The organism is Streptomyces sp. NPDC006872 (genome assembly GCF_040635845.1).
In the GTDB taxonomy this organism is placed as follows: domain Bacteria; phylum Actinomycetota; class Actinomycetes; order Streptomycetales; family Streptomycetaceae; genus Streptomyces.
Genome location: NZ_JBEYIL010000002.1, coordinates 393,908 through 418,526, shown reverse-complemented (window position 1 = coordinate 418,526; position 24,619 = coordinate 393,908). Strand labels below are relative to the sequence as shown.

Sequence of the window (24,619 nt, the reverse complement as noted above, 5' to 3'; positions counted from 1 at the left end):
GTCGTTCTCTCCAAGGGCCGAGGGGGGGCCGGTCAGTTGACCTTGCGGGCGGAGTCGCTCCAGAAGCGGTCGCGCAGTTCGCGGCGCAGGATCTTTCCGCTGGGGTTGCGCGGCACGGCGTCGATGAACTCGTAGCGGGCGGGCAGCTTGAAGCTCGCCAGCCGCGGGACGAGGAAGGTGTGCAGCTCCCGGGGGCTGGGCCGGTGGCCGGGCGCCGCGACGACGAAGGCGTGCACGTACTCGCCCCAGCGCTCGTCGGGGGCGCCGACGACGACGGCCTCGGCGACGCCCGGATGGGCTTCGAGCACGTTCTCGATCTCGGCCGGGTAGACGTTCTCACCGGCGACGAGGACGGCGTCCTTGATGCGGTCGTGGATGAAGAGGTAGCCGTCCTCGTCGAGGTAGCCGGCGTCCCCGGTGTGGATCCAGCCGTCGACGAGGGTCTCGGCGGTCTTCTCGGGCAGCCCCCAGTACTCGACCATACGGGCGGGCGTGGCCAGACAGACCTCGCCGACCGCGCCCGGCGGGAGCTCCCGCCCCGCCCCGTCGATCACCTTGGCGCGGACGCCCGGATACGGGCGTCCCGCCGCCTGCATGAGCGGGCCGCCCGGGACATGGGCGGCCGGGGGCAGACAGACGGCGGTGTTGCCCGTCTCGGTGAGCCCGTAGATCTGGGCGAACTCGCAGTCCAGGACGGCGAGGCTCTCCTCCAGCAGGGCCTCGGAGATCGGGGAGCCGCCGTAGACCGTCTTGCGCAGGGTGGTGAAGTCCTTCGCGTCGACGCCGGGTTCGGTCAGCATCATGCGGAGCATGGCCGGGACGACACAGGCGGTGGTGACGCCGAGGTCGCGGATGAGGTCCACGGCCCGGCGGGCGTCGAAGGCGCGCATCGCGACGACGGTCGTCCCCGCGTCGAGGTTCTGCGTGGCCCACCACAGTCCGCCGATGTGGAAGCCGGGGATGCCGATGAGCGCGATGTCGCCGGGCCGCCAGTCGATCCAGTCCAGCCCCTCGCTCGCCAGGGCGTCACGGATCGCGAAGAAGCTGCGGTGCGCGAGGACCACGCCCTTGGGCAGGCCGGTGGTGCCGCTGGTGTAGAGCTGGGCGACGGGGGTGTCCGGGGTGGCGTCGAACTCCGTCTCCCCCTCGGCGTGTTCGGCGCGCCATGCCCGTATCGAGCCCAGGGGGACGACCGTTTCGGGAGGCGCGCCCGGCAGATTCCCGACAATCGGCGCGAACTCGTCCTCCAGGAAGAGGAGTCTCGTGCCGGAGTCCTGGAGGATATGGCCGACCTCGGGCGCGGTGAGCCGCCAGTTGACGGGGACGAGCACCGTGCCGCTCTTGGCGCAGCCGAACAGGATCTCGTAGTAGTGCTCGGACTCCTTGCCGAGATAGGCGACCCGGTCGCCCGGGGCGAGTCCGGCGGCGCGCAGGGCGTGGGCGATGCGGTTGCTCTCGCGGTGCAGATCGCCGTAGGTCAGGGTGCGGTCCTCGCAGAGCACGGCCGGAAGGTCGGGCCGGTGCTCGGCGTGACGGCGGGTGGTCTGGACAAGCGTCTTCATGACGGACGGCCCTTCGGCGGTCAGGGGATGTCGACGAACGCGAGGGTCGCCTCGCCGTCGCAGCGGCCGGTGCCCGTGTCCCAGAAGCGGTAGACGGTCTCGGCGTACAGGAACGGGCTGCCGTCGGCCGGTGCGCGCCGGGTGACGGAGCGGAATTCCATCTCCCCCGAAAAGGCACGGGGGTCGACCGGGCGGCGGAAATTCGACGAGAAGCGGGCGATGAGAATGTCCGGCAGCTGGTGCTTCCAGAAGTCGTCCAGCGTCCATGACGCGAATCCCGTACCCAGCCCGTCCCGCACGGACCGGGCGACGAGGTAATACATCATCTGGTTGTAGCAGATGTTCACCTCGACGGAATTCAGATGGCCGGTGTCGTCGATGTAGCACGACTCGGGAATCTCGAAATCGCAGCGGGCCGCGGTCCGTCCGGCGTCGCCTTCGGTCACGACGGCCGAACGCAGGTACTTGCAGTGGTCCTTGTACGGCAGCAGCACCTGTGCCAGCAGGGCTTCGTCCGTCATGCCGCCCTGATCCCGTCGTGCAGCCCGCGCTCGTCGTGCACGGTGACGCGGTAGGAGACGGTCGGCTCGGGCGTCGTGGTGTGCCGGGCGCGGTGGACGAGGCTGCGGTTGTCCCAGATCAGCAGGTCGCCCTGCTCGAAGCTCTGGAGGTGGATGTTGTCGTGCTCGAAGGTCTCGTCGAGCTGGCCGGTGGCCTCGAACAGCCGCTTGAGGAGTTCCTCGTCGAGCGGTTCGCCGCGCTCGTCCTCGATGCCGACGGTGAAGCCCTCGCTGACGTAGAGGACCGTCTCGCCGGTCATGGGGTGCGTGAAGGCAGTCGGCTGGACGACGGCCGGGGTCTTCCGCTCGACCTCCTCGATGATCTCGGAAAGGGGGCGGTAGACATCCTGGGGCCGGATCTTGAAGTACTTGCGAACGGAGTGCCGGCAGCGCGTTCCGACAATCGCCCGCTGAAGGTCATCCGGCAGTTTCCGGTACGCCCGCCCCATGTCGATGAAATACGTTCCGCGGTTCTTCTGCGGGATGACCTGTGGGTATATCAGGGTTATCCCGAAGGGGTCCGGCATGAACTGGTAGTCGGCGTGCCAGAATTTTCCGGTCTTCGGTACGCCGATCTGCTTCCCGTTCTCCGGAACATTGGAGGAGACGAATATCTCCGTGACCTCGGGATGCTGGTACATCGGCTCGTAGTAGGTCTCCGGCCGGCCCAGTCGCTCGCCGAGCGCGAGAAACTCCCGGGGAGAGAGGTCCTGGCCTTTCAGGACGGCGATCTTCTTCGTGTAGACGGCGGTCTTGAGCGCCGCGATGTCGGCGTCCGAGGCGGTGGTGTGGTCGAAGCCCTCGACCGTGGCGCCGAGTGCCTTGCCGGGCTGGTCCTGGATTTCCATGTCCGTGGTTCCTTTCGCTTTCCGTCCGTGTTCCGTCCGTGTTCCGCTTGGTTCAGGCAGTCGCGCGGCGGCGGGCGTCGATGAGTCCGGCCAGGTCGCCGAGGGTGAGGTCGGGTTCGAGTTCGTCGTCGCCGATCCGCACGCCGAGGTCGCGCTCGATGCGGATGCTGATCTCGACCGTCGTCAGGGAGTCGACGTCGAGTTCGCCGAGGGTCGCCGCCGGGCGGATCCGGTCGGCGGGGGCGTCGTGGAGTCTCACGAGGAGTTCGACGAGTTGCTCGTAGGCGGTGCTCATGGCGTCGTCCGTTCTGGTCGAGGAAGCGAGGAGGGCCAGGTCAGCAGGCAGGAACCCCAGGTGAGGCCGCCACCGAAAGCGGTGAGCAGCAGTCGGTCGCCGGGGCGGACGATCCCGCGCGCCGCCGTGTCCGACAGGGCGAGCGGGATGGACGCCGCGCCCGTGTTGCCGACGGACTCGACATGCGTCACGCACCGCTCCCGGGGCAGACCGAGGTCGTCGGCCACCGAGTGCAGGATCCGCAGGTTGGCCTGGTGGGGCACGAAGTGGTCGACGTCGTCGATCTTCCAGCCGGCCCGGTCCAGCGCGGCCCGCGCCGACTCGGCCATGCGGGTCACCGCGTGGCGGTAGACCTCCTTGCCCCGCATCCGGAAGTGCCGCTCCTCGCGGCTGGGTTCACCGGGCCGGGAGCGCTGCCGGGAGCCGCCGGCCGCGACCATGATCAGGTCCTCGTGGGCGCCGTCGCTGTGCAGGTCGAAGTGGCCGACCGCACCGGGCTCGGCGCGGTGTCCGGCGCGCAGGACGACGGCACCGGCGCCGTCGCCGAAGATGATCGCGTTGGCCCGGTCCAGCGGGTCCACGATCGTGGAGTACGTGTCCGCCCCGATGAGCAGCACCCGCTCGGACACGCCGGCCGCGATCAGCCCGGCGGCGGAGGCGAGTCCGTAGACGAAGCCGGTGCACACCGCGCCGACGTCGAAGGCGGCGGCACCCGTGAGGCCGAGCCGTGCGGCGACCGCGGGGGCGGTCGCCGGGCAGGTGTGGTCCGGGGTGGCCGTGGCGACGACGACGGCGTCGACCGTGTCCGTACCGGCGGAGGCGAGGGCCCGCCGGCCGGCTTCGACGGCCAGGTCGGAGGTCGCCTGCCCGGTCTCGACGACGTGCCGTCGGCGGATCCCGGTCCGGGTGCGGATCCAGGCTTCGTCGGTGTCGAGCCTTCGCGCGAGGTGCTCGTTGGTCACCACTCGCGGCGGCACGTAGCCGGCCAGCCCGCACAGAACGGCGGCCGGAGACGCCGGGGAACCGGCGGCGATGGTGGACATAGGGGTTCTCCTGGCATGACGGAGGACGGACCGGGCGGCCCGGGGACGGGCGGGGCGAGGCGGGGACGGACAGGGCGAGACGGGCGTCAGGCAGGGCGAGGCGGGCGTCAGGCAGGGCGAGGCGGGCGTCAGGCAGGGCGAGGCGGGCGTCGGGAGTCGGAAAGGGAGGTCGGAAGTGCCTAGGGGCTCGTGCTCCCGGCGGTCCGGGTGGCGTCCGCGCCGCCGATGGCCTCACCCGGCCCGGCGGTCGGAGCGCCGCGGCCGAGGGCCGGCAGGACGAGGGCGCCGAGGGCGAGGGCGGCCGCCGTCGCGAAGACGGCGGTACGGATGCCCTCCAGGAGTCCGGGGCCCGAGGCGCTCTGTCCGACGCCGCCGGCGACCGCGACCAGTGCGGCGAGGCCCACCGCGCCGCCCACCTGCAGGGTGGTCGACGCCAGCCCGGAGGCGATGCCCTGGTCATCGGCGGCCACCCCGGCGGACGCGGCGATCCACATCCCCGTCCACACGGCGCCCTGGCCGAGCCCGAGCAGCACGATCCCCGGCAGGAGTTTCGGATACGAGCCGTCCGAGGTGAGCGCCAGACCGAGGGCCGCCGCCCCGGCGGCGCCCAGGACCATGCCACCCACCAGCATGCGGCGCATTCCGAAGACGGACACCGCCCGTTCCCCGGCCTGCGTGCCCACGGCCACCACCACGGCGGGCACGAGGAACGCCAGCCCGGTCGCGACCGCGCTGTAGCCGTGAACCGTCTGGAAGTAGAGGGTGAGGAAGTACGGCACCGAGCTGAACGTGGCGCTGAACAACGCGGTCACACCCATCGCCACCAACAGCCCTCGGTGCGCGAACATGCGTGCCGGTACGAGCGGTTCGGGCGATCGCCGCTCCACGACTGCGAACAGCGTCAGCAGACCGGCCGAGAGCCCCGCGCTGATGAAGGCCGTGGGCGTGGTCCAGCCCTCCGCCGGGGCCTGCACCAGCAGGAACACCAGAATCGTGATGCCACCCGTGGCGGCGAGCGCTCCCGCCACGTCAAAGCGCCGGGTACGGTCCCACGGACCGTCCGCCGGGAAGAGCAGCCACCCGGCCACCGCGAGCACTCCGGCGATCGGCACGTTGACGAAGAACACCGACGGCCAGCCGAACGCCTCCACGACGACCCCGCCCAGCAGGGATCCGAAGCAGAGCCCGCCGGCCCCCGCGGCCCCCCACACGGCCAGGGCCCGGTTCCGCGCGGGCCCCTCCTCGTACAGGGTGTTGATCAGGGACAGCGTCGCCGGGAAGAGCAGGGCGCCGCCGAGTCCCTGGACCGCCCTGACGGCGACCAGCACGCCCGACGACTCCGACAGTCCGCCCACGAGGGACGAGCCCGCGTACAGCAGCGCCGCCAGCACGAACATCCGGCGCCGGCCCAGCAGGTCGGCCGCCCGGCCGCCCAGCAGCAGGAAGCCTCCGCTGGTCACGACGTAGGCGCTGACCACCCATTGCAGGTCGTGGTCGGAGAATCCGAGGCCCGCGCCGATGTCCGGCAGCGCGACGTACACGATGTTGTAGTCGAGCGAGATGACGAGCTGCCCCAACGCCAGAACAAACAGGGACATCATCCATCACCCCCTCAGGAATCACAGAATCCGGAATTCCATGGAAGGGAATTCCGAATGGCAGATCATTTTCCGTCACCGTAGCAGCCCGATTCGAGCTTGGGAATGACCAATTTTTACGACCGCACATCGATGTATTCCGCATTCCCGGATATCGGGGCAGCCCTGGGAGCCGACAGTACGGAACTGCCGGCCGGAAAGCACAGGTATTTCACTGGTTGAATTCCTGCCCCCGCTTAATTCCTACCCCCTTGTCACCGCCGCTCAATTTCCTGCGCTGTCCTGGCCCGGGCGGACGACCACCGCGAGTGTCCTGACGGTGCCGCTGTGCTCGAAGTGCAGGGTGAACGACACGAGATCGCCCGATTCCCAGCCCGACTTGGCCGGCACGACGACGTCCACGCCGTTCGGGGACATGGCGAGGCTCTCGCCGGCCGCGACGGCGACGGAGTCGACCGTCTGCGCGGCGGCCGAGCCGGTGCCGGCCATCCGGTGCCGGCTGAGGCGGGACTCGCCCGTCCCGGCCTCTGCGGAGGTCACCTTCAGCAGCCGGTCCGCCGCGCCCCCGCTGTTGGTGACCCGGAAGAAGGCGGCCGTCTCGGCGACGTCGGCGGAGGGCAGGAACACCTTGCCCTCGGTGACCTCGATACGCGCCGGACTGCCGGCGTTGCCGTAGGCGGTCCAGGTGCTCAGACCGCCGAGCGCGAGACCGCACGCGGCGACGGGCGCGAGCGCGGCGAGCAGCGTGTCGGCGAGTCGGCGACGGGCGGGCCGCCGAAGCCCCTGTTCGGTCATCCGGCGGCCTTCCTGAAGGGCGAGAGCCTGGGCGTGGGCTGCCGGCCACGCAGCCGCAGGCTGTTGGCGACGACGAGCACCGAACTCGCCGACATGGCTGCCGCGGCGAGCATCGGATTGAGCAGACCGACCATGGCCGGCGGGACGGTGAGGACGTTGTAGCCGAAGGCCCACACCAGGTTGACCCGGATGGTGCCCAGCGTGCGCCGGGCGAGCCGTACCGCGTCCGCGAGGGCCTCGATGTCGCCGCGGACGAGGGTGACGTCGGCGGCCCCGATGGCCACGTCCGTGCCGCTGCCCATGGCGATCCCGAGATCGGCGACGGCCAGCGCGGCGGCGTCGTTCACGCCGTCGCCGACGACCGCGACCCGGTACCCCTGTTCCTGCAACTGCCGTACGAGGTCGGCCTTGTCCTGCGGGGTGCGCCGGGCGTGCACCTCGTCGATGCCGAGCGCGTCGGCGACGGCCAGGGCGGGCGCCTCCCGGTCACCGGTGGCGAGCACCGGGCGGACCCCCAGCCGCCGCAGCCGGTCCACCGCCCGGTGACTTCCGGGCCGTACGACGTCCCCGATCTCGATCAGGGCCTCGGTGTGGCCGTCCACCCGGACCAGCACGGGCGTGCGGGCGGCGGATTCGGCCTGCGCCAGCGCGTCCTCGAGGACGGCGGGCAACTCGTCGGCCGGTGCGAGGACTTCGACCAGCCGCCCCGCCGCCCGGCCGCGCACTCCCCGCCCGGGCAGGGCGCTGAAGTCGCTCACCTCCGGCAGCCGCCGTTCGCCCGACTCCCGCCGGGCGTACGCGCAGACGGCCCGGCCCAGCGGATGCTCCGAACCCTGCTCGACGGCCCCCGCCAGCCGCAGCGCCTCGTCGCGGCCGAGCCCGTCCGGCACGGCGGTGACCCGGGCGACGCTCATATGCCCGGAGGTGAGCGTGCCGGTCTTGTCCAGGACGACGACGTCGAGCTGTCGCAGCCCCTCCAGCGCCTGCGGCCCGGTGACCAGGACGCCCAACTGGGCGCCCCGGCCGGTCGCGGCCATCAGCGCGGTCGGCGTCGCGAGGCCCAGCGCGCAGGGGCAGGCCACGACCAGGACGGCCACGCTCGCGGTGACGGCCGCCTGCGGATCGGCCCCGGCGCCCAGCCAGAACCCGAGCGCGGTGGCAGCCAGCGCCAGCACGACGGGCACGAAGACACCGGCCACCGAGTCGGCCAGCCGCTGCGCCCGCGCCTTCCCGGCCTGCGCCTCGGTCACCAGCCGGGCGATCCGGGCGAGTTGGGTGTCGGCGCCGACGGCCGTGGCCCGTACGAGCAGCAGCCCGCCGGCGTTGACGGCCCCGCCGACCACCGCGGAGCCCGGTCCCACCTCGACGGGCTCGCTCTCTCCGGTGACCAGGGAGAGGTCGACGGCGGAACTGCCCTCCACCACCTCGCCGTCGGTGGCGACCCGCTCCCCCGGCCGCACGACGAAGACCTGCCCCACCCCCAACTCCTCGATGGGGACGAGTCGTTCGGAGCCGTCGTCCTCCCGGACGGACACCTCCTTGGCCGCGAGCCGGGCCAGCGAGCGCAGCGCAGCCCCGGTCCCGCGCCGGGCCCGCGCCTCCAGGAACCGCCCGGCCAGCACGAACAGCGGTACGCCGACGGCCGCTTCGAGATAGACGTGCGCGACGCCGTCCGAGGCGGTCGGCACCAGCGTGAACGGCATGCGCATGTCGGGGTCGCCGGCGCCCCCGAGGAACAGCGCGTACGCCGACCAGCAGAAGGACGCCGCCACGCCCAGCGAGACCAGCGTGTCCATGGTCGCGGCGGAGTGCCGCAGGCCTCGTACCGCGCGCTGGTGAAAGGGCCAGGCGCCCCAGACCGCGACGGGCGCGGCGAGCACGAAGCACAGCCACTGCCAGTTGCGGAACTGAAGGACGGGCGCCATCGACAGGACGAGCACGGGGACCGCGAGCAGGGCGGTGACGACCAGTCGGTGCCGCTGCTGCCGGGCGACCTCGGACTCGCCGCCGCCGTCGTCGGCGGGCTCGCGCTTCTCGGGCGGCCGGGGCAGGGCGGCCGTGTAGCCGGCCTTCTCGACGGTCGCGACGAGTTCGTCCCGGCTGATGTCCGCGGGATGGCTCACGCGGGCCGAGCCGGTCGCGAGATTGACGGTCGCCGTGACGCCGTCCAGCTTGCCGAGCTTCTTCTCGACCCGGGTCACGCAGGCCGCGCAGGTCATGCCGCCCACGGTCAGATCGGTGATGAGCATGGTGCTCACCGGGTCCGCGCCCATCAGCCGCCTCCCCCGTGCATGTCCCCCATGCCACCCATGTCACCCATGTCACTGGTGTCACCGGTGCCGCCCGTGTCGCCGGCTCCCCCGCCGCCGCTGTCGCCGTCGTCGCCGCTGCCCGTGCCGGTTTCGGTGCCGTGCATTCCGGGTGCGACGGGGCCGGCGGCAGCACCGGCCGCGTACGACACCGCGAAGATCAGGGCCAGCAACAGGAGGAAGCCGCAGAGGGCGGGCGGGGGCGCGGCTCTGCGTAAGGCCGCGCCCGCGCCGAGCAGGGAGGATTGCCGGGACTCGTCCATCAACCGCGTCTCCAGACCACGTCGTACGACGTCGTCGGGATCGCGCCGTACCGATTCAGTAGTCGGACCGGCCGAGGACCGAGTTCCGCGGCAAAGATATGGCGCGCGTCACACCGGGGGTGGGGTGAGGTACGCCGTTCCCGGGCTCAGCCGGCCAGCGCCGCGTCCACGACGTCCTTGGCCTCCTCCTGGACGCGGCGGAGGTGGTCGGGGCCGAGGAACGACTCGGCGTAGATCTTGTAGACGTCCTCGGTGCCCGACGGGCGCGCCGCGAACCAGGCGTTGGCGGTGGTGACCTTGATGCCGCCGATGGACGCGCCGTTGCCCGGCGCCTCGGTGAGCACGCCGGTGACCGCCTCCCCGGCCAGGGTGTCGGCGGTGACCTGCGCGGGCGAGAGCTTGCCGAGCAGCGCCTTCTCCTCCCGGGTGGCCGCGGCGTCGATACGGGCGTAGGCGGGCGAGCCGAAGCGTTCCGTCAGACCGGCGTAGTGCTCGGACGGCGTCTTTCCGGTGACCGCCGTGATCTCGGAGGCCAGCAGCGCCAGGATGATGCCGTCCTTGTCCGTGGTCCAGACGGAGCCGTCGCGCCGCAGGAAGGACGCGCCGGCCGACTCCTCGCCACCGAAGCCGAGCGATCCGTCGACCAGCCCGTCCACGAACCACTTGAAGCCGACGGGCACCTCGACCAGTCGGCGCCCGAGGTCGGCGGCGACCCGGTCGATCATCGAGGAGGACACCAGCGTCTTGCCGATGCCCGCGGCGGCGGGCCACTGCTCGCGGTGGGCGTAGAGGTAGGCGATGGCCGCGGCCAGGTAGTGGTTGGGGTTCATCAGGCCCGCGTCCGGTGTGACGATGCCGTGCCGATCGGCGTCGGCGTCGTTGCCGGTGGCGATCCGGAAGCGGTCCCGCTGGTCGATGAGGGAGGCCATCGCGTACGGCGACGAGCAGTCCATGCGGATCTTGCCGTCCCAGTCGAGCGTCATGAACCGCCAGGTGGGGTCGGTGAGCGGGTTGACGACCGTCAGGTCGAGCCGGTGCTGTTCGGCGATCCGGCCCCAGTAGGCGACGGAGGCCCCGCCGAGCGGATCGGCGCCGATCCGGACGCCGGCCGCGCGGATCGCGTCCAGGTCGAGGACGTTCGGCAGGTCGGCGACGTACGTGCCGAGGAAGTCGTACCGGGCGGTCGTGGGCGCGGCGAGCGCCTGGGCGTAGGGGATGCGCCGGACGTCCTTCAGACCGGCCGCGATGATCTCGTTGGCCCGGTCCTGGATCCAGGAGGTGGCGTCGGAGCCGGCGGGGCCGCCGCTCGGCGGGTTGTACTTGAAACCGCCGTCGGCGGGCGGATTGTGCGACGGGGTGACGACCACACCGTCGGCGAGGGCGGCGCTGCGGCCCGCGTTGTGGGTGAGAATCGCGTGCGAGACCGCGGGCGTGGGCGTGTAGCCGTCGGCGTCGTCGATGAGCACGGTCACGCCGTTGGCCGCGAAGACCTCCAGGGCGGTGACCCGGGCAGGCTCGGACAGGGCGTGGCTGTCGGCGCCGAGGAAGAGGGGGCCGTCGGTGCCCTGGGCCGCGCGGTACTCGCAGATCGCCTGGCTGGTCGCGGCGATGTGGTCCTCGTTGAACGCCGTGTTGAGCGAGGACCCCCGGTGCCCGGAGGTGCCGAACGCCACGCGCTGCACCGGGTCGGCCGGGTCGGGGTGCAACGCGTAGTACGCGGTGACCAACCGGGCGACGTCGACGAGATCCTCGGGGCCGGCCGTCTGGCCCGCTCGCTCGTGCTGCATGTGCCCGCTCCTCAACGTCTGTGATCATTGACCTGCAAGTCCCATCCTCCCTTGTGGGAGCGGCCGTCCGCGAGTACGGGGCCGGTTTTCCGTTCCGTGCGTCGACCCGGGACCGGGATCTGAGTAGCCGTACTCAGGCGTGGGCATCGCCGCGCCACGAGACTGGGGCTCCGATCACCTTTCAGCGGAGAGGCTCCCTCGTGTTCAGCCGTGCCGTCATCGCCCTGACGCCGTTCTTCGGGCGGCTCACCGTCACCAGTGAGATCAAGCTGCGTCTGCCCGCGGGGACCATCTTCGTGGCCAACCACGACTCCATGGCCGACCCCGCCGTCGTCATGACCGCACTGCGGCGGTACGAGCTGGAGCCGGTGGTCATGGCGACGGCGGGGCTGTGGCGCATACCGCTGCTCGGCCGGGCGCTGACCCGCGAGGGCCACATCCCGGTCCGGCGCCGGACGGCGCACGCGGCGCTGGCGCTCGACGCCGCCGCCGAGGCGCTGGCGGGCGGACGGCACGTCCTCCTCTACGGCGAGGGCGGGCTGCCGCGCCGCCGGGACGCTGCGGCGACTCCGCCCGAGCCGTTCCGCACCGGCCTCGCCCGGCTGGCGCAGACGACGGGTGCGCTGGTCGTGCCGGTGGGCCACGCGGGCGCCCGCCGCATCGCCTCGGGCTCTACGGCGAAGCAACTGGCAGGCACCCTGACGGCCCCGATCCGCCGCCCCCACTGCCACGTCCACCTCGGCGCGCCCCTGCGCCTCCCCAAGGAAACGGAGAGCGGCACGACAGCCGCCCAGCGCGCGGTCACCACGGCCTGGCGCACAGCGGCCCGCGCCATCGGCGAACACCCGAGGTAACCGAGCCCGACACAGAGCTGCGACTGCGCCCGCCCACAAAGGCCAACAACGGACCCACAGCCGCACCGCCCGCCGCCCCCACAGCCCGGCGCACAGCAACCCCCACCAACGGCGAACACCCGAAGTAACCAAGACCGGCACACGGCTGCGGCCCCGACTGCCCACAAAGGCGAGCAACAACACCACGGCCGCACCCGCCCGCCGCCCCCACAGCCCGGCGCACAACAGCCCGCGCCAACGGCGAACACCCGAGCTAACCGAGCCCGGCACACGGCTGCAGCCCCGACTGCCCACAAAGGCGAGCAACAACACCACGGCCGCACCGCTCGCCCTCCCCGCGCCCTCGGCGCACGGCGGACCTGCGTCGGGCGCGACCACCCCGTGGCGCCCGAGCCCGACCCGCACGCCGAACGCGACCGCGACCGCGGCCGCGGGAGCCAGGGCGAGCGCCACCCCCATCGGCGACGCCGGGGCGCCCCCAACCCCGGTCGCCGCTACGGCTGCCCGGTCCGCGGCGGCGCCGTGCTGTCCCGAAGGACCAGCCGGGTAGGCACCAGCGTCGTTCCCCGTTCCGAGCCGTCCGGGCGCATCTTGCGGAGCACCGCCTGGACGCAGAGGCGGCCGACCTCGGCGAAGTCCTGGTGCAGGGTGGTGAGCGGGGGCAGGAAGGAACCCGCCTCGGGGATGTCGTCGAAGCCGATGACGCTGACGTCCTCCGGCACCCGGCGCCCCCGTTCGTGCAGGGCGCGCAGCAGGCCCAGGGCCATCTGGTCGTTGGCCGCGAAGACCGCCGTGCACTCCTCCCGGGCCGCGAGCTCGAGGCCCGCCCGGTAGCCGGACTCCGCCGACCAGTCGCCCCTGACCAGGGGCGGCGGGGTGCGGCCCGCCTCGGCGAGCGCGGCGCGCCAGGCGTCCGCGCGGCGCTGCGCGGCGAACGAGTCCGCGGGGCCGCCCAGGTGCCAGACGGTCTCGTGGCCGAGGTCGAGGAGATGCTGGACGGCGGTGCGGGTGCCACCGGCCTGGTCGGTGTCGACGACGGTGTAGTGGTCGCCGGCGTCGGAGTCGACCACCACCACCTGGACGTGCGGCGGGAGTTTGACGGTCGCCGCGTCCAGCAGGTGCACCTCCATGATGACGATCACCGCGTCGACGGCGAGTTCCTCCAGCCGGGAGAACGCGCCGCGCACCTCGTCGGTGGTGGGGACGGCCACCGGGAGCAGCGTCACCGCGTACCCCTCGGCGGCAGCCGAGGTGGCGATGGCCTCCAGGGTGCGCACATTGCCGGTGGTGGACAGCGTGAAGGTGATGACGCCGATGGTGCGGAACTCCCCGCGCTTGAGGGCGCGGGCGGCGCTGTTGGGCCGGTAGCCGAGCTCCTTCATGGCCTCGAGCACCTGCTGCCGGGTCTCCTCGTTCACTCCCGCGTAACCGTTGGAGACCCGGGAGACGGTCTGCGAGGACACGCCGGCGAGCCGGGCGACATCCGCCATGGAGGCCGTGGCCCGATGGCGTCCCGGCGCCCTCGCCGGTGTTCTTTCAGCCATGTCCACTCGGTGGGCCCACCTCTCTGTCGGCTCGGGTGTCACGGTCTCCCCAGAGGACCCTCACGCATCGTCAGAGGACCCTTGACCATCGTTATCGGGGCAGTGTAGACATGCCGCCATCAGATGTTTACGTAAACATAACAGTTCACCGAGCCTCTTGCGTGGCTGATGTTTGCGTAAACATCATGGTGTCGGCGGGGCGGCCGGAAACCTCCGCGCAACACCTGCCGGTTCCAGGACTGGACGAGCGAGGAACGACATGACGACGCTGCAACCGCCGGTGGCCGCCGAGCCGCGGCCGGCACCTCCGCCGGCGAAACGGGACCGCCGATCCTGGACGGGCTGGGGCTTCATCGGCCCCTTCGTGGCCGTGTTCGCCCTGGTGTTCCTGGCTCCGATCGCATACTCGATCTACCTGAGCCTCTTCCGGGACCAGCTCATCGGCGGCAACCAGTTCGTCGGCCTGGACAACTACACGCGGGCCTTCCAGGACGACGCGTTCTGGTCGGCAGTCGGCCGGGTGGCGCTCTTCCTGGTGATCCAGGTGCCGATCATGCTGGGCATCGCCCTGCTGGTGGCGCTGGCACTGGACAGCGGCCGGCTCTACGGCAAGAGCTTCTTCCGGATCACGATCTTCCTGCCGTACGCCGTGCCCGCCGTGGTCGCCACCCTGATGTGGGGCTTCATGTACGGCACCAAGTACGGCCTGGTGGGCGACATCAACTCCGCGTTCGGTGTCACCCTGCCCGACCTGTTCTCCCCGGGCTGGATCCTCGCCTCCATCGGCAACATCGTGACCTGGGAGTTCGTCGGCTACAACATGCTGATCTTCTACTCGGCACTGCGGGTCATCCCGACCTCGCTGTACGAGGCGGCGGAGATCGACGGCGCCGGCCAGTGGCGGATCATCAGCTCGATCAAGCTGCCCGCGATCCGGGGCGCGATCGTCATCGCGACGATCTTCTCGATCATCGGCAGCTTCCAGCTCTTCAACGAGCCGAGCATCCTGCGTCCGCTGGCGCCGAACGCCATCACCACGGACTACACGCCGAACTTCTACACGTACTCGCTGTCCTTCAACGGCCAGCAGCACAACTACTCCGCGACGGTGGCCATCATCATGGGCGTCATCACGATGATCGTCGCCTACGCCGTCCAGCTGCGCGGCATGCGCAAGGGAGCGTGACCCGTGAGCACCTCTGTCACCGCCTCCCCCGCGAAGAACACCGCCCCGAGGCTGCGGACCCCCCGTAAGAAGCACAGCCCGAGCAAGCCGAAGCGCAATGTGCTGCTGACGGTGCTGATGGCCCTGATGGTCCTCTACACCGTGGTGCCGCTGATCTGGCTGGTCATCAACGCCACGAAGACCCAGACGGGCCTGGCCGACTCGAACGGCCTGTGGTTCGCCCACGACTTCGCCCTGTGGGACAACATCCGGGACACCTTCACCTACCACGACGGCATCTTCGGCCGCTGGCTGCTGAACACCCTGCTGTACGTGGTGCTCGGTGCGGGCGGCGCGACGCTGCTCGCGGTGCTGGGCGGGTACGCGCTGGCGAAGTTCCAGTTCCCCGGCAAGCGCGCGATCTTCGCCGTGGTGATCGGCGCGGTGGCCGTGCCGGGTACGGCGCTGGCGGTGCCGACCTTCCTGATGTTCAGCAAGATGGGACTGACCGACACCCCCTGGGCAGTGATCATCCCCTCGCTGGTGTCGCCGTTCGGCCTCTATCTGATGTGGGTGTTCGCCGCCGAGGCCATCCCGACCGAGCTGATGGAAGCGGCCCGGATGGACGGGGCGAGCGAGGTGCGGACCTTCTTCCAGGTCGCGCTGCCGCTGCTGGCCCCCGGGATCGTGACCGTGCTGCTGTTCACCACGGTCGCCACCTGGAACAACTACTTCCTCCCGCTGATCATGCTGAAGGACCCGAACTGGTACCCGTTGACGCTGGGTCTGAGCGCCTGGAGCTCCCAGGCACAGACCATCGGCGGCGACGTGATCTTCAACCTCGTGATCACGGGGTCCCTGCTCACGATCCTTCCCCTGATCGCCGCCTTCCTGTTCCTCCAGAAGTACTGGCAGTCCGGCCTCGCCGCCGGAAGTGTCAAGGAGTGACGTGGGCCGCGCCCCCAAGCCCCACATTTGAGCACCACCAGCACCACCCCCACCCTCACCTGTCCCGCCCACGAAGAAGTGGAAGCAGCCCCATGCGCAGAACAACGAGCCGCATCCTGCGCGGCATCGCCCTCGTCTCCACCCTCGCCCTGGGCGCCACCGCCTGCGGCGGCTCGGACGACGACTCCGACACGAAGGCCGTCTCCGCCGGCGACATCCAGGCAGCCCTGGACAAGGGCGGCGACATCACGGTCTGGGCCTGGGAGCCCACCCTGAAGACCGTGGCCGCCGACTTCCAGAAGAAGTACCCGAAGGTCAAGGTCAACCTGGTCAGCGAGCGCTCCGGCGACAAGCACTACACCGCGCTGTCCAACGCGATCTCGGCCGGCAAGGGCGTCCCGGACGTCGCCCAGGTCGAGTACTTCGCGCTCGGCCAGTACTCCCTGACCAAGGGCCTGACCGACCTGGCCCCCTACGGCGCCGACAAGCTCGCCTCGAAGTACACGCCCGGCCCGTGGAACGCGGTCAGCGACGGCGACAAGGTCTACGGCCTGCCGATGGACTCGGGCCCGATGGCGCTGTTCTACAACAAGACGGTCTTCGACAAGTACAAGATCGCCGTCCCGACCACCTGGGACGAGTACCTGGAAGCGGCCCGCAAGCTCCACAAGGCCGACCCGAAGGTCTACATCGCCAACGACACCGGTGACGCGGGCTTCACCACCTCCATGCTGTGGCAGGCCGGTTCGCGCCCCTACAAGGTCGACGGCACCAAGGTCGCCATCAACTTCGACGACGCGGGCGCCAAGAAGTTCGAGACGGTCTGGCAGACGATGATCGACGAGAAGCTGCTCGCCCCGGTCACCGGCTGGACCGACGACTGGTACAAGGGCCTGGGCGACGGCTCCATCGCCACCCTGGCCACCGGCGCCTGGATGCCCGCCAACTTCGTCACCGGCGTCCCGAACGCCAAGGGCCAGTGGCGCGCTGCGGCGATGCCGGCCTGGACCGCGGGCGACAAGGCGAGCGCGGAGAACGGCGGCAGCTCGCTGGCGGTCCCGGCGCTGGCCAAGAACAAGGAACTCGCCTACGCCTTCGCCGAGTACGCCAACGCCGGTGACGGTGTCGCCACCCGCGTCGGCGAGGGCGCCTTCCCCGCCACCAAGGCGGAGCTGGAGTCGCCCGCGTTCCAGAGCAAGAAGTTCGACTACTTCGACGGCCAGGAAGCCAACAAGATCTTCGCCGAGTCCGCGGCCAACGTGGCGAGCGACTGGTCGTACCTCCCGTTCCAGCCGTACGCCAACTCGATCTTCAACGACACGGTCGGCAAGGCCTACGTCTCCGGCACCAAGCTGGCCGACGGTCTGAAGGCCTGGCAGGACGCCTCGATCAAGTACGGCGAGGAGCAGGGCTTCACCATCGAGAAGTAGCAGTACGGCAGTAGCAGAAGTAGCAGTAGAGAAGCAGTAAGCGCCGGGCGGCGCGGCACCTTGGCCGCGCCGCCCCCGTGCACCACCTTCGGAAGGACCGCCATGATCTCCACCCTCCAGTCCCGCATGCTGCGCGGGGCGGACGGTGACCCCGCCGCGCCGCGTCTGGCCTACGGCGCCGACTACAACCCCGAGCAGTGGCCCCGGGACGTGTGGGAGGAGGACGTCCGGCTGATGCAGGCGGCCGGCGTCAACGTCGTCTCCGTGGGGATCTTCTCCTGGGCCCGGATCCAGCCGGGCCCGGACGCCTGGGACTTCGGCTGGCTCGACGAGGTCATGGACCTGCTGCACGCCGGCGGGATCGGCGTCGACCTGGCCACCGCCACCGCCTCCCCGCCGCCGTGGCTGACCACGGCCCACCCGGAGATCCTGCCGGTGACGGCGAACGGCGAGACGCTCTGGCCGGGCGCCCGCCAGCACTGGCGGCCCACCTCGCCCGTGTTCCGCGAGTACGCCCTGCGCCTGGTCCGTGAGATCGCGGACCGCTACAAGGACCACCCGGCCCTGGTCGCCTGGCATGTCTCCAACGAGCTGGGCTGCCACAACGTCTACGACTACTCGGACGACGCGGCCCGCGCCTTCCGCCTCTGGCTGCGCGCCCGCTACGGCACGCTCGACGCGCTCAACCACGCCTGGGGAACGGCGTTCTGGTCGCAGCGCTACAGCGACTGGGAGCAGATCCTGCCGCCGCGGCTGGCCGCCTCGCACCCCAACCCGACCCAGCAGCTGGACTTCAAGCGGTTCTCCTCGGACGCGCTGAAGGACCACCTCATAGCCGAGCGGGAGATCCTGAAGGAGATCACGCCCGGCGTCCCGGTCACCACCAACTTCATGGTGATGGGCAACACCAAGGGCATGAACTACCCGGACTGGGCGGGCGAGATCGACTTCGTCTCCAACGACCACTACGTCCACCCCGGCCCGCAGGACCGCGACGAGCTGTCGTTCTCCGCCAACCTGACCAGCGGCATCGCCGCCGGCCGGCCCTGGTTCCTGATGGAGCACTCCACCAGCGCCGTCAACTGGCAGCCCGTCAACGTCGCGAAGCGGCCGGGCGACCTGGCCCGGGACGCGCTGCTGCACGTGGCGCACGGCGCGGACGCGGTGTGCTACTTCCAGTGGCGGCAGTCGGCGGCCGGCGCCGAGAAGTACCACTCGGCGATGGTCCCGCACGCCGGCGAGGACAGCGACCTCTTCCGCGCGGTGGCCGACCTCGGCGCCAAGCTCAAGGCCCTGGCCCCGGTGGCGGGTTCGGAGCGGGAGTCGGCGGCCGTCGGCATCCTCTACGACTGGCAGTCGTGGTGGGCCAGCGAGCAGGACTCCCACCCCACCTCCCTGCTGGACTACCGGCAGGAGGCGCTCGACTGGTACTCGGCGCTGCTCGCCCTGGGCGTGCGCGCCGACCTCGTCACCACCCGGGCCGAACTCTCCCGCCACCAGGTCCTGATCGCGCCCGTGCTGCACGTCGTCCCGGCCGAGCTGGCGAAGGACCTCACGCGCTACGCCGAGCAGGGCGGCCACCTCGTCACCACGTACTTCTCCGGGATCGTGGACGAGAACGACCACGTCTGGCTCGGCGGCTACCCGGGCGCCCTGCGCGAACTGCTCGGCATCCGCATCGAGGAGTTCGGTCCGCTGCTCGCCGGACAGAGCGTGGAGCTGGACGACTCCGGCGTCGGCAGCCTGTGGACCGACCGGATCACCGTCACCGACGGCGACACCGAGGTCCTGGCGCACTACCGCACCGGGGACCACGCCGGACGGCCCGCCGTGACCCGCCGCTCGACCGGCGACGGCTCGGCCTCGTACGTCTCCACCCGGCTCGGCGTCGACGGGCTGCGCTCGCTGCTGCCGCGGCTGCTGGAACCGGCCGGTGTGCGCAGCGAACTCCCGGCGCAGGCACGGGGGTCGGTCGAGCTGACCGTCCGACGCGGCGCCGAGGAGCGGTTCCTGTTCCTGGTCAACCGGACCGACGACACCGTGCAGGTGCCGGGTCTGGACGGAGCGGCGCTGATCGGCGCCGAGACCGCGGACGGCGTCCTCGTCCTCGGGCCGAGGGAAGTCGCCGTCGTGCGGCAGCCCGGCCGCTGAAGTCCCCCTCACGACTCCTCGGCGCGGTATGCGTCCGTGCCGAGGGCCATCCCCTCCTGCCCGTTCGGCAGGAGGGGCCCACCACAGCGACCGCACCGCAGTTGGGAGCACAGATGGCACGCCGTACCCGCAGCAGACGGACCCTCGGGGCCGCCGCACTCACCGCACTGGCCACCGGGGCCGCCCTGCTCGCCGTCCCCGTGCAGGCGCACGCCGAGGCCGCCGTCACCGTGACGCCGGACCCGTCGTACCAGCAGGAGAAGTTCGAGGGCTGGGGCACCAGCCTGGTCTGGTTCGCCAACGCCACCGGCGACTACCCGCCGGCGATCCGCGAGAAGCTCGCCAAGCTGCTCTTCGACGACGACGGCCTCGCGCTGAACATCGCCCGCTACAACATCGGCGGCGGCAACGCCCCGGACGTCACGGACTATCTGCGGGCCGGCGGCGCCGTCGAGGGCTGGTGGAACGCGCCCGAGGGCACCACCCGCGAGGACACCGACTGGTGGAGCGCGGACGACCCGGCGGACTGGAACAAGGACGCCGACGCCACCCAGCGGTGGTGGGTGGAGCGCATCAAGAAGGACATCACGCACTGGGAGACGTTCAGCAACTCCCCGCCGTGGTTCATGACGGAGAGCGGGTACGTCTCCGGCGGCTTCAACGCCAACACCGACCAGCTGAAGACCGATTCGGTCGACGACTTCGCCGCCTATCTGGCGGGTGCGACGAAGCGGCTGGAGAAGTCCGAGGGCATCAAGGTCGACACGATCGACCCGTTCAACGAGCCCAACACCGGCTACTGGGGCACCCGGCTCGACGCGAACGGGCAGCCCGTCGGCGGTCGGCAGGAGGGCGCCCACATCGGGCCCGCGCTCCAGCAGAAGGTGCTGGCCGCGCTGGCCCCCGCGCTGAAGAAGGCCAAGGTCAAGGCCGAGATATCGGCGATGGACGAGACCAACCCGTCGATCTTCGCGACGAACTGGAACTCCTACTCGCAGGAGTCCAAGGACCTCGTCGACCAGATGAACGTCCACACCTACGGCACCGGGCAGCGCACCACGGTGCGCGACCTCGCCAAGGCCGCCGACAAGCCGCTGTGGATGAGCGAGGTCGAGGGCGACTGGGGCGACGGGCAGAGCTTCACCGACATGCGGCCGGGCCTCGGGCTGGCCCAGCAGATGGTGAACGATCTGCGTGAACTGGAGCCCACCGCCTGGGTGTTCTGGCAGCCGGTCGAGGACTACGACAACATGAAGCCGGGCGGCGAGTCCGCCAAGGGCGGCAACTGGGGTTCCATCCAGCTCCCGTTCAGCTGCACCTCGACGGACACCCTGCAGTCCTGCCCGATCTACACGAACACCAAGTTCGACACGGCCCGCAACTTCACGCACTTCATCAAGCCCGGCGACAAGCTGATCAAGGTGGACGACACCTCCAGCGCCGCCGCTGTGACGAAGGACGGCAAGGGCGCCTCGCTCGTCCACGTCAACAGCACCACCGCGGCCCGCACGGTCACCCTCGACCTGTCGAAGTTCCGGAACATCAAGGGCAACGCGACCGTCACGCCGACCGTGACCAGCGCCGACGGCAAGCTCCAGCAGCAGGCCCCGGTCAAGGTCGTCGACGGCAAGGCGACCTACACCGTCCCGGCCCAGTCCGTGACCTCCTTCGCCGTCAAGGGCGTTTCGGGCGTCGCCAAGAACGCCGGCCTGTTCAGCAAGGGTCACTCGTACACGCTGACCGGCGTCCAGAGCGGCAAGGCGGTCACCGTCTCGGCCAACGGCACGAACCTGGTCATCAGGTCGGCCAACGGCACCGTCGCGCAGCAGTGGCAGCTGGACGCCCGGTACGGGAAGACCGGCGCCCGCCAGCACTACGTCTTCGCCAACCCGGCGGAGGGCAAGCGCCTCGCCGTCCGCGACAACGTGCCCGTGATCGAGCCGGACACGGACGAGCGTGACCCGGCCACCGAGTGGATCATGTCGACGACCGGTGACGGGACGTGGACCCTGGTCAACGTGGCCACCGGGCGCCTGCTCGAGGTCGGCGGCCAGGCGACGAACGAGGGAGCGGCCGTCACGACCTGGCAGGCCAACTCCGGTTCCAACCAGCGCTGGAGGGTCACGGACGTGACTCCGTGACGCCCTGACCCGACGGTGGCCCGCCGCGCGATCCCTCGCGCGGCGGGCCACTCGCGTCGACGGTCACTCGGGCAGCTCGCCCTGGTCCGTGGCGAAACGCTGACGCTGCCCCGAGCCCTCGCCGTCGTCGCTCCGGTGTCCCAGCGCGTCCCGGGGCAGTCGGCAGGTGCTGACGTGGACGGCCTGAGCGACCAGCAGGGTCAAGGGCCGGTAAGAACACCAGCCGAACACCCCAGGAACACCCACCGCCACATCGCGCCCCCGCCCCCCGCCGGTCATCCGGGAAGTACGACCGGCAGCGGGCCGCCGGTCTGCAGGTGTGCGGGGCCCGGTATACGTTCCAGCACTCCGCCCGCGAAGACGTCGTACAGCGGCAGCGTCTCCAGGTGGACATAGCCGATGTGACAGTCGCAGACGGCGAGCGGGCAGGGGCGGGGGCGCAGGGCCGCGCGGTAGGAGCCGTCGTAGAGGTTGCCCAGCTCGGCGCGGACGAAGTGACAGCGGCGGACGGTCCCCTCGCCGTCGACGGAGATCACGGACTCGCCGGTGCGGCAGGGCAGTCCGGCGCTGGTGTGCGGACGACGGCTGTACGGGAAGAGCGGGTCGAGGGCGGTCCAGAGGTCGGCTTCCGCGTCGGTGTACGTGTGTCCGTCGGCCGCGTTGATCCACAGGTAGACGTGCGGGGGCAGGTCGGCCCGCAGCCGACGGGCCGCGTCGAGGTGCTCGGCGAGGCCGACGATCCCGACGCTGAAGCGGATGCCCCGGTCCGTCAGGTCACGGCATTTGGCGAGGAAGCGGTCGTAGGGCGTCTGCCCCGGGTGGTAGGTGCACCACAGGGCGAGCGTGTCGGGGTCGGCCTCGGCCAGCCAGTCGGTGCGGCAGCTGAGGTTGGTCTGGATCGCGACCCGGCGGATGTGCGGGAGGTGGGAGAGCTCGGCGAGGGTACGCCGGTACCAGGAGCGGACCAGGCCCTCGCCCCAGGGGGTGAAGAGGAGGGAGAGCCGGTCGTCGGCCTGGGCGGCAGCCCAGTGCGCGAAGCGCTCCAGGGCAGCGCGGTCGGTACGGAGCTGGGCGGTGGAGTCGCGTCGCTTGGCGAACGGGCAGTAGGGGCAGTCGTAGTCGCAGGAGGCGAGCGGGCCGCGGTAGAGGAGGGTCAGGTCCATGACGGCCGGCTCACTTCCGCTCGTAGGCGGCCATGGCGTCCCGTACGGCCGGGGAGAACAGCTCGGGGCCGATGGCGTCGGAGTGGGCGAGGCCCTCGGGGGTGAGCCGGAGGGTGGTCGGGTCGGCGTCGGTCAGCCAGCCGCGGTCGGCGACGCGTTCGAGTTCGGGGCCGAAGTCGTCGGCGGGCGCGCTGCCCGGGAAGCGGGCGCGGTAGTCGTCGAGGCGCAGGCCCTCGGCCTGGAGCAGCGACTGCAGAAGGTGCCGTCGGCGTGCCTCGTGGGCGTCCATGGCGTAGCCGACCTGCGCATGGGCGAAGTCGGCGGCGGTGCCGGCGACGTAGTCGTCGATGATGCCCCGGATCTGGTGCATGTCGACGGCGTAGTCGAAGGAATAGTGCAGGCCGGCCGTGTAGGAGCGGGCGCCGCAGCCGAGGCCGATCATGCCGTCGGTCTGGCAGGCGTAGTCGTCGGCGCCCTGCGGCGGGGCGTCCGTGCGGCGGAACATGCGCATGGACTGCTGGGTGTAGCCGCGGGCGAGGAGGTGGTCGCGGCCCGCGCGGTACAGACGCAGCCGCTGTTCGTCCCAGGCCGGATCGGGGCCCGTGCGCCGTCTGTCCAGGCCGGTGAGGGGGCGGACGTAGAGGGGGTAGAGGTAGAGCTCCTCGGGGCGCCAGGCGAGGGCCGCGTCGAGGGAGTGCAGCCAGGTCTGCTCGGTCTGGCCGTCGATGCCGTAGATCAGGTCGATGTTGAGGACCGGGATGCGGGCGTCGCGCACGCGGGTGAGGGCCGCTTCCACGTCGGCGCGCCGCTGCGGGCGGACGGCGGCCCGGGCCTCGGAGTCGACGAAGCTCTGCACGCCCAGGCTCAGTCGGGTGGCGCCCCGGTCGGCCAGTACGGCGAGGCGGTCGGCGGTGGCCGTGGCCGGCGAGGCCTCGACGGACAACGGGACCGCGCGCAGGTCGGCGCCCATGCGGTGCTCCGCGATGTCGCAGAGGCGCCACAGCTCGCCGGCGGTGAGGAAGGTGGGGGTGCCGCCGCCGAAGGCCGCCGTGGCGAACCGGACGTCGCCGGTGTCTCCCAGCGCTTCCCGTACGGCGGTGGCCTGGCGTTCCAGGGCGTCCAGGTAGGCGCCGGTCAGGCCGTCGGGGGCGCCGATGCGGGTGAAGAGGTTGCAGAAGCCGCAGCGGACCTCGCAGAACGGTATGTGCAGGTAGAGGGAGAGCGCGTCCTTGGGCTCGGCCGCCCACAGGTCCCGCAGCAGGGGTCGCTCTTCGAGTGCGCGGTAGGCCGTCTTGTGGGGGTAGGCGTAGACGTAGTGCTGGTAGGGGCTGGTGCGCTGGGCGGTGGTCATACGGCGGCCTCGGCGGGGTCGAGGAAGAAGTGGGCGTACGGCACGGTCCACACGGACTCGTGGCCGAGGCGGTGGCCGGTGTAGCCGTCGTCGCCGTAGGCGGTGCCGTGGTCGGAGCAGACGATCGCGAAGCAGCGGCGTCTGCTGCTCGCGGCGGCGAAGAGCCGCCCGATGTGCCGGTCCACGTACTCCAGGGCGGCGGCGTGGGTGGCGCGGGTGTCTCCGGTCTCGCGGGTCGCGCCGGGCAGATGGAACCAGTTCGGCTGGTGCAGCGCGGAGACGTTGACGAAGAGGAACAGCCTTTGTTCGGCGGGGAGTCGGGCGATGACCTGTTCGGCCCGGGCGACCTGGTTCTCGAAGGAGTCGGCTGAGGTGACGCCGAACTCCGGTGTCCAGTGGGACTCGTGGAACAGGCCGGGCAGCACCGAGCCCAGTGGGCCCTGCTTGTTGAAGAAGCCCACTCCCCCGATGCAGACCGTGCGGTAGCCGTTCTCGGCCAGACCGGAGACCAGGTCCGGGGTGTCGTAGACATAGGTCCCCGGGGCGGTCGTCTCGCTGCCCGCGAAGCTCGCCGCGAACAGCCGGGGGTGCGGTCCGGGGGCGGCCGGGGTCGGCAGGAAACCGGCGAAGATCGCCTGGTGCGAGGCGTAGGTGAAGCTGCCCGGGGCGTGTCGCTCCTCCCAGCGGCCGCCGGGGAGATGACGCGCCAGGTTCGGGATGCGGCCGGCTGCCGCCAGCTCGACGGCGACGTCGTACCGGAGCGTGTCGAGCGTGACGAGGAGGAGGTCGTGGCTGCCCACCACCTCGTTCAT

General features: G+C 71.1%; 21 protein-coding genes. 6 read left to right on the top strand and 15 right to left on the bottom strand.

The annotated features are described in order from the left end of the window. Nucleotides 1–32: 32 nt before the first annotated feature. The 10 genes from ABZ725_RS06905 to pgm all read right to left on the bottom strand — a co-directional run bounded on the left by ABZ725_RS06905 (nt 33) and on the right by pgm (nt 11,060). On the bottom strand, nt 33–1,562 hold the full coding sequence (locus ABZ725_RS06905; RefSeq protein WP_358801686.1) for a fatty acid--CoA ligase: 1,530 nt from the start codon (nt 1,560–1,562) through the stop codon (nt 33–35). Nucleotides 1,563–1,582: 20 nt separating this feature from the next. Continuing rightward, nucleotides 1,583–2,083 carry an FcoT family thioesterase gene (locus ABZ725_RS06900; protein WP_358801685.1) on the bottom strand — a complete coding sequence of 167 codons (501 nt, stop codon included), beginning with the start codon at nt 2,081–2,083 and terminating at the stop codon, nt 1,583–1,585. Next, on the bottom strand, nt 2,080–2,970 hold the full coding sequence (locus ABZ725_RS06895; RefSeq protein WP_358801684.1) for a TauD/TfdA family dioxygenase: 891 nt from the start codon (nt 2,968–2,970) through the stop codon (nt 2,080–2,082). Before ABZ725_RS06895 ends, ABZ725_RS06900 begins: the two co-directional genes overlap by 4 nt. Nucleotides 2,971–3,022: 52 nt before the next feature. Further along, nucleotides 3,023–3,265 carry an acyl carrier protein gene (locus ABZ725_RS06890; protein ID WP_351913583.1) on the bottom strand — a complete coding sequence of 81 codons (243 nt, stop codon included), beginning with the start codon at nt 3,263–3,265 and terminating at the stop codon, nt 3,023–3,025. Then, nucleotides 3,262–4,308: a beta-ketoacyl-ACP synthase III gene (locus ABZ725_RS06885; protein ID WP_358801683.1), complete on the bottom strand. Its 1,047-nt coding sequence runs from the start codon at nt 4,306–4,308 to the stop codon at nt 3,262–3,264. Before ABZ725_RS06885 ends, ABZ725_RS06890 begins: the two co-directional genes overlap by 4 nt. Before the next feature lie 179 nt (nt 4,309–4,487). Next, nucleotides 4,488–5,906: an MFS transporter gene (locus ABZ725_RS06880; RefSeq protein ID WP_358801682.1), complete on the bottom strand. Its 1,419-nt coding sequence runs from the start codon at nt 5,904–5,906 to the stop codon at nt 4,488–4,490. A 264-nt stretch (nt 5,907–6,170) separates the two neighbouring features. Further along, nucleotides 6,171–6,701 (bottom strand): copper chaperone PCu(A)C, encoded by a 531-nt coding sequence (locus ABZ725_RS06875; RefSeq protein ID WP_358801681.1) that lies wholly within the window; start codon nt 6,699–6,701, stop codon nt 6,171–6,173. Next, entirely contained in the window at nt 6,698–8,974 is a 2,277-nt protein-coding gene (locus ABZ725_RS06870) for a heavy metal translocating P-type ATPase (RefSeq protein ID WP_358801680.1), read from the bottom strand. Before ABZ725_RS06870 ends, ABZ725_RS06875 begins: the two co-directional genes overlap by 4 nt. Then, nucleotides 8,974–9,273, bottom strand: a complete 300-nt coding sequence (locus tag ABZ725_RS06865) for a hypothetical protein (RefSeq protein ID WP_358801679.1) — start codon at nt 9,271–9,273, stop codon at nt 8,974–8,976. The genes ABZ725_RS06870 and ABZ725_RS06865 overlap by 1 nt, the downstream gene beginning before the upstream one ends. A gap of 146 nt (nt 9,274–9,419) precedes the next feature. Continuing rightward, a complete protein-coding gene (gene pgm, locus ABZ725_RS06860; protein ID WP_358801678.1) occupies nt 9,420–11,060 on the bottom strand; it encodes a phosphoglucomutase (alpha-D-glucose-1,6-bisphosphate-dependent) in 1,641 nt (546 codons plus the stop codon). Between the two features lie 200 nt (nt 11,061–11,260). Here pgm and ABZ725_RS06855 point away from each other — a divergent pair, with 200 nt between their 5' ends. Next, nucleotides 11,261–11,914 carry a lysophospholipid acyltransferase family protein gene (locus ABZ725_RS06855; RefSeq protein WP_358801677.1) on the top strand — a complete coding sequence of 218 codons (654 nt, stop codon included), beginning with the start codon at nt 11,261–11,263 and terminating at the stop codon, nt 11,912–11,914. A gap of 494 nt (nt 11,915–12,408) precedes the next feature. On the opposite strand, the gene ABZ725_RS06850 is transcribed toward ABZ725_RS06855, so the two are convergent. Next, complete coding sequence (locus ABZ725_RS06850) at nt 12,409–13,458, bottom strand: LacI family DNA-binding transcriptional regulator (RefSeq protein WP_358801676.1); 1,050 nt, start codon at nt 13,456–13,458, stop codon at nt 12,409–12,411. Nucleotides 13,459–13,717: 259 nt separating this feature from the next. Between ABZ725_RS06850 and ABZ725_RS06845 the strand changes: the two genes are divergently transcribed. The 5 genes from ABZ725_RS06845 to ABZ725_RS06825 all read left to right on the top strand — a co-directional run bounded on the left by ABZ725_RS06845 (nt 13,718) and on the right by ABZ725_RS06825 (nt 21,293). Beyond that, nucleotides 13,718–14,644 carry a sugar ABC transporter permease gene (locus tag ABZ725_RS06845; protein ID WP_351913600.1) on the top strand — a complete coding sequence of 309 codons (927 nt, stop codon included), beginning with the start codon at nt 13,718–13,720 and terminating at the stop codon, nt 14,642–14,644. Between the two features lie 3 nt (nt 14,645–14,647). Beyond that, nucleotides 14,648–15,571, top strand: a complete 924-nt coding sequence (locus tag ABZ725_RS06840) for a carbohydrate ABC transporter permease (protein ID WP_358801675.1) — start codon at nt 14,648–14,650, stop codon at nt 15,569–15,571. Between the two features lie 92 nt (nt 15,572–15,663). Continuing rightward, nucleotides 15,664–17,001, top strand: coding sequence for a sugar ABC transporter substrate-binding protein (locus ABZ725_RS06835; protein WP_358801674.1), 1,338 nt, complete (start codon nt 15,664–15,666; stop codon nt 16,999–17,001). A 102-nt stretch (nt 17,002–17,103) separates the two neighbouring features. Beyond that, the gene (locus tag ABZ725_RS06830) at nt 17,104–19,152 is read left to right on the top strand and encodes a beta-galactosidase (RefSeq protein ID WP_358801673.1); all 2,049 of its coding nucleotides are present in this window, start codon (nt 17,104–17,106) and stop codon (nt 19,150–19,152) included. A gap of 113 nt (nt 19,153–19,265) precedes the next feature. Further along, entirely contained in the window at nt 19,266–21,293 is a 2,028-nt protein-coding gene (locus ABZ725_RS06825) for a glycoside hydrolase (RefSeq protein ID WP_358801672.1), read from the top strand. A 63-nt stretch (nt 21,294–21,356) separates the two neighbouring features. On the opposite strand, the gene ABZ725_RS06820 is transcribed toward ABZ725_RS06825, so the two are convergent. From ABZ725_RS06820 to ABZ725_RS06805, 4 genes are all read right to left on the bottom strand, one after another. After that, nucleotides 21,357–21,497, bottom strand: coding sequence for a hypothetical protein (locus tag ABZ725_RS06820; protein ID WP_358801671.1), 141 nt, complete (start codon nt 21,495–21,497; stop codon nt 21,357–21,359). Nucleotides 21,498–21,568: 71 nt separating this feature from the next. Beyond that, entirely contained in the window at nt 21,569–22,456 is an 888-nt protein-coding gene (locus ABZ725_RS06815; protein WP_358801670.1) for an STM4011 family radical SAM protein, read from the bottom strand. 10 nt (nt 22,457–22,466) lie between these two features. Beyond that, nucleotides 22,467–23,807: an STM4012 family radical SAM protein gene (locus tag ABZ725_RS06810; RefSeq protein WP_358801669.1), complete on the bottom strand. Its 1,341-nt coding sequence runs from the start codon at nt 23,805–23,807 to the stop codon at nt 22,467–22,469. Next, nucleotides 23,804–24,619, bottom strand: coding sequence for an STM4013/SEN3800 family hydrolase (locus ABZ725_RS06805; RefSeq protein ID WP_358802064.1), 816 nt, complete (start codon nt 24,617–24,619; stop codon nt 23,804–23,806). Before ABZ725_RS06805 ends, ABZ725_RS06810 begins: the two co-directional genes overlap by 4 nt.

What these genes read in the sequence shown, in the direction of transcription:
- ABZ725_RS06875 (WP_358801681.1), bottom strand. Translation starts at nt 6,701, where the DNA reads ATGACCGAACAGGGGCTTCGGCGGCCCGCCCGTCGCCGACTCGCCGAC.
- pgm (WP_358801678.1), bottom strand. Translation starts at nt 11,060, where the DNA reads ATGCAGCACGAGCGAGCGGGCCAGACGGCCGGCCCCGAGGATCTCGTC.
- ABZ725_RS06845 (WP_351913600.1), top strand. Translation starts at nt 13,718, where the DNA reads ATGACGACGCTGCAACCGCCGGTGGCCGCCGAGCCGCGGCCGGCACCT.
- ABZ725_RS06895 (WP_358801684.1), bottom strand. Translation starts at nt 2,970, where the DNA reads ATGGAAATCCAGGACCAGCCCGGCAAGGCACTCGGCGCCACGGTCGAG.
- ABZ725_RS06830 (WP_358801673.1), top strand. Translation starts at nt 17,104, where the DNA reads ATGATCTCCACCCTCCAGTCCCGCATGCTGCGCGGGGCGGACGGTGAC.
- ABZ725_RS06850 (WP_358801676.1), bottom strand. Translation starts at nt 13,458, where the DNA reads ATGGCTGAAAGAACACCGGCGAGGGCGCCGGGACGCCATCGGGCCACG.
- ABZ725_RS06885 (WP_358801683.1), bottom strand. Translation starts at nt 4,308, where the DNA reads ATGTCCACCATCGCCGCCGGTTCCCCGGCGTCTCCGGCCGCCGTTCTG.
- ABZ725_RS06905 (WP_358801686.1), bottom strand. Translation starts at nt 1,562, where the DNA reads ATGAAGACGCTTGTCCAGACCACCCGCCGTCACGCCGAGCACCGGCCC.
- ABZ725_RS06870 (WP_358801680.1), bottom strand. Translation starts at nt 8,974, where the DNA reads ATGGGCGCGGACCCGGTGAGCACCATGCTCATCACCGATCTGACCGTG.
- ABZ725_RS06825 (WP_358801672.1), top strand. Translation starts at nt 19,266, where the DNA reads ATGGCACGCCGTACCCGCAGCAGACGGACCCTCGGGGCCGCCGCACTC.
- ABZ725_RS06815 (WP_358801670.1), bottom strand. Translation starts at nt 22,456, where the DNA reads ATGGACCTGACCCTCCTCTACCGCGGCCCGCTCGCCTCCTGCGACTAC.
- ABZ725_RS06900 (WP_358801685.1), bottom strand. Translation starts at nt 2,083, where the DNA reads ATGACGGACGAAGCCCTGCTGGCACAGGTGCTGCTGCCGTACAAGGAC.
- ABZ725_RS06805 (WP_358802064.1), bottom strand. Translation starts at nt 24,619, where the DNA reads ATGAACGAGGTGGTGGGCAGCCACGACCTCCTCCTCGTCACGCTCGAC.
- ABZ725_RS06880 (WP_358801682.1), bottom strand. Translation starts at nt 5,906, where the DNA reads ATGTCCCTGTTTGTTCTGGCGTTGGGGCAGCTCGTCATCTCGCTCGAC.
- ABZ725_RS06865 (WP_358801679.1), bottom strand. Translation starts at nt 9,273, where the DNA reads ATGGACGAGTCCCGGCAATCCTCCCTGCTCGGCGCGGGCGCGGCCTTA.
- ABZ725_RS06835 (WP_358801674.1), top strand. Translation starts at nt 15,664, where the DNA reads ATGCGCAGAACAACGAGCCGCATCCTGCGCGGCATCGCCCTCGTCTCC.
- ABZ725_RS06810 (WP_358801669.1), bottom strand. Translation starts at nt 23,807, where the DNA reads ATGACCACCGCCCAGCGCACCAGCCCCTACCAGCACTACGTCTACGCC.
- ABZ725_RS06890 (WP_351913583.1), bottom strand. Translation starts at nt 3,265, where the DNA reads ATGAGCACCGCCTACGAGCAACTCGTCGAACTCCTCGTGAGACTCCAC.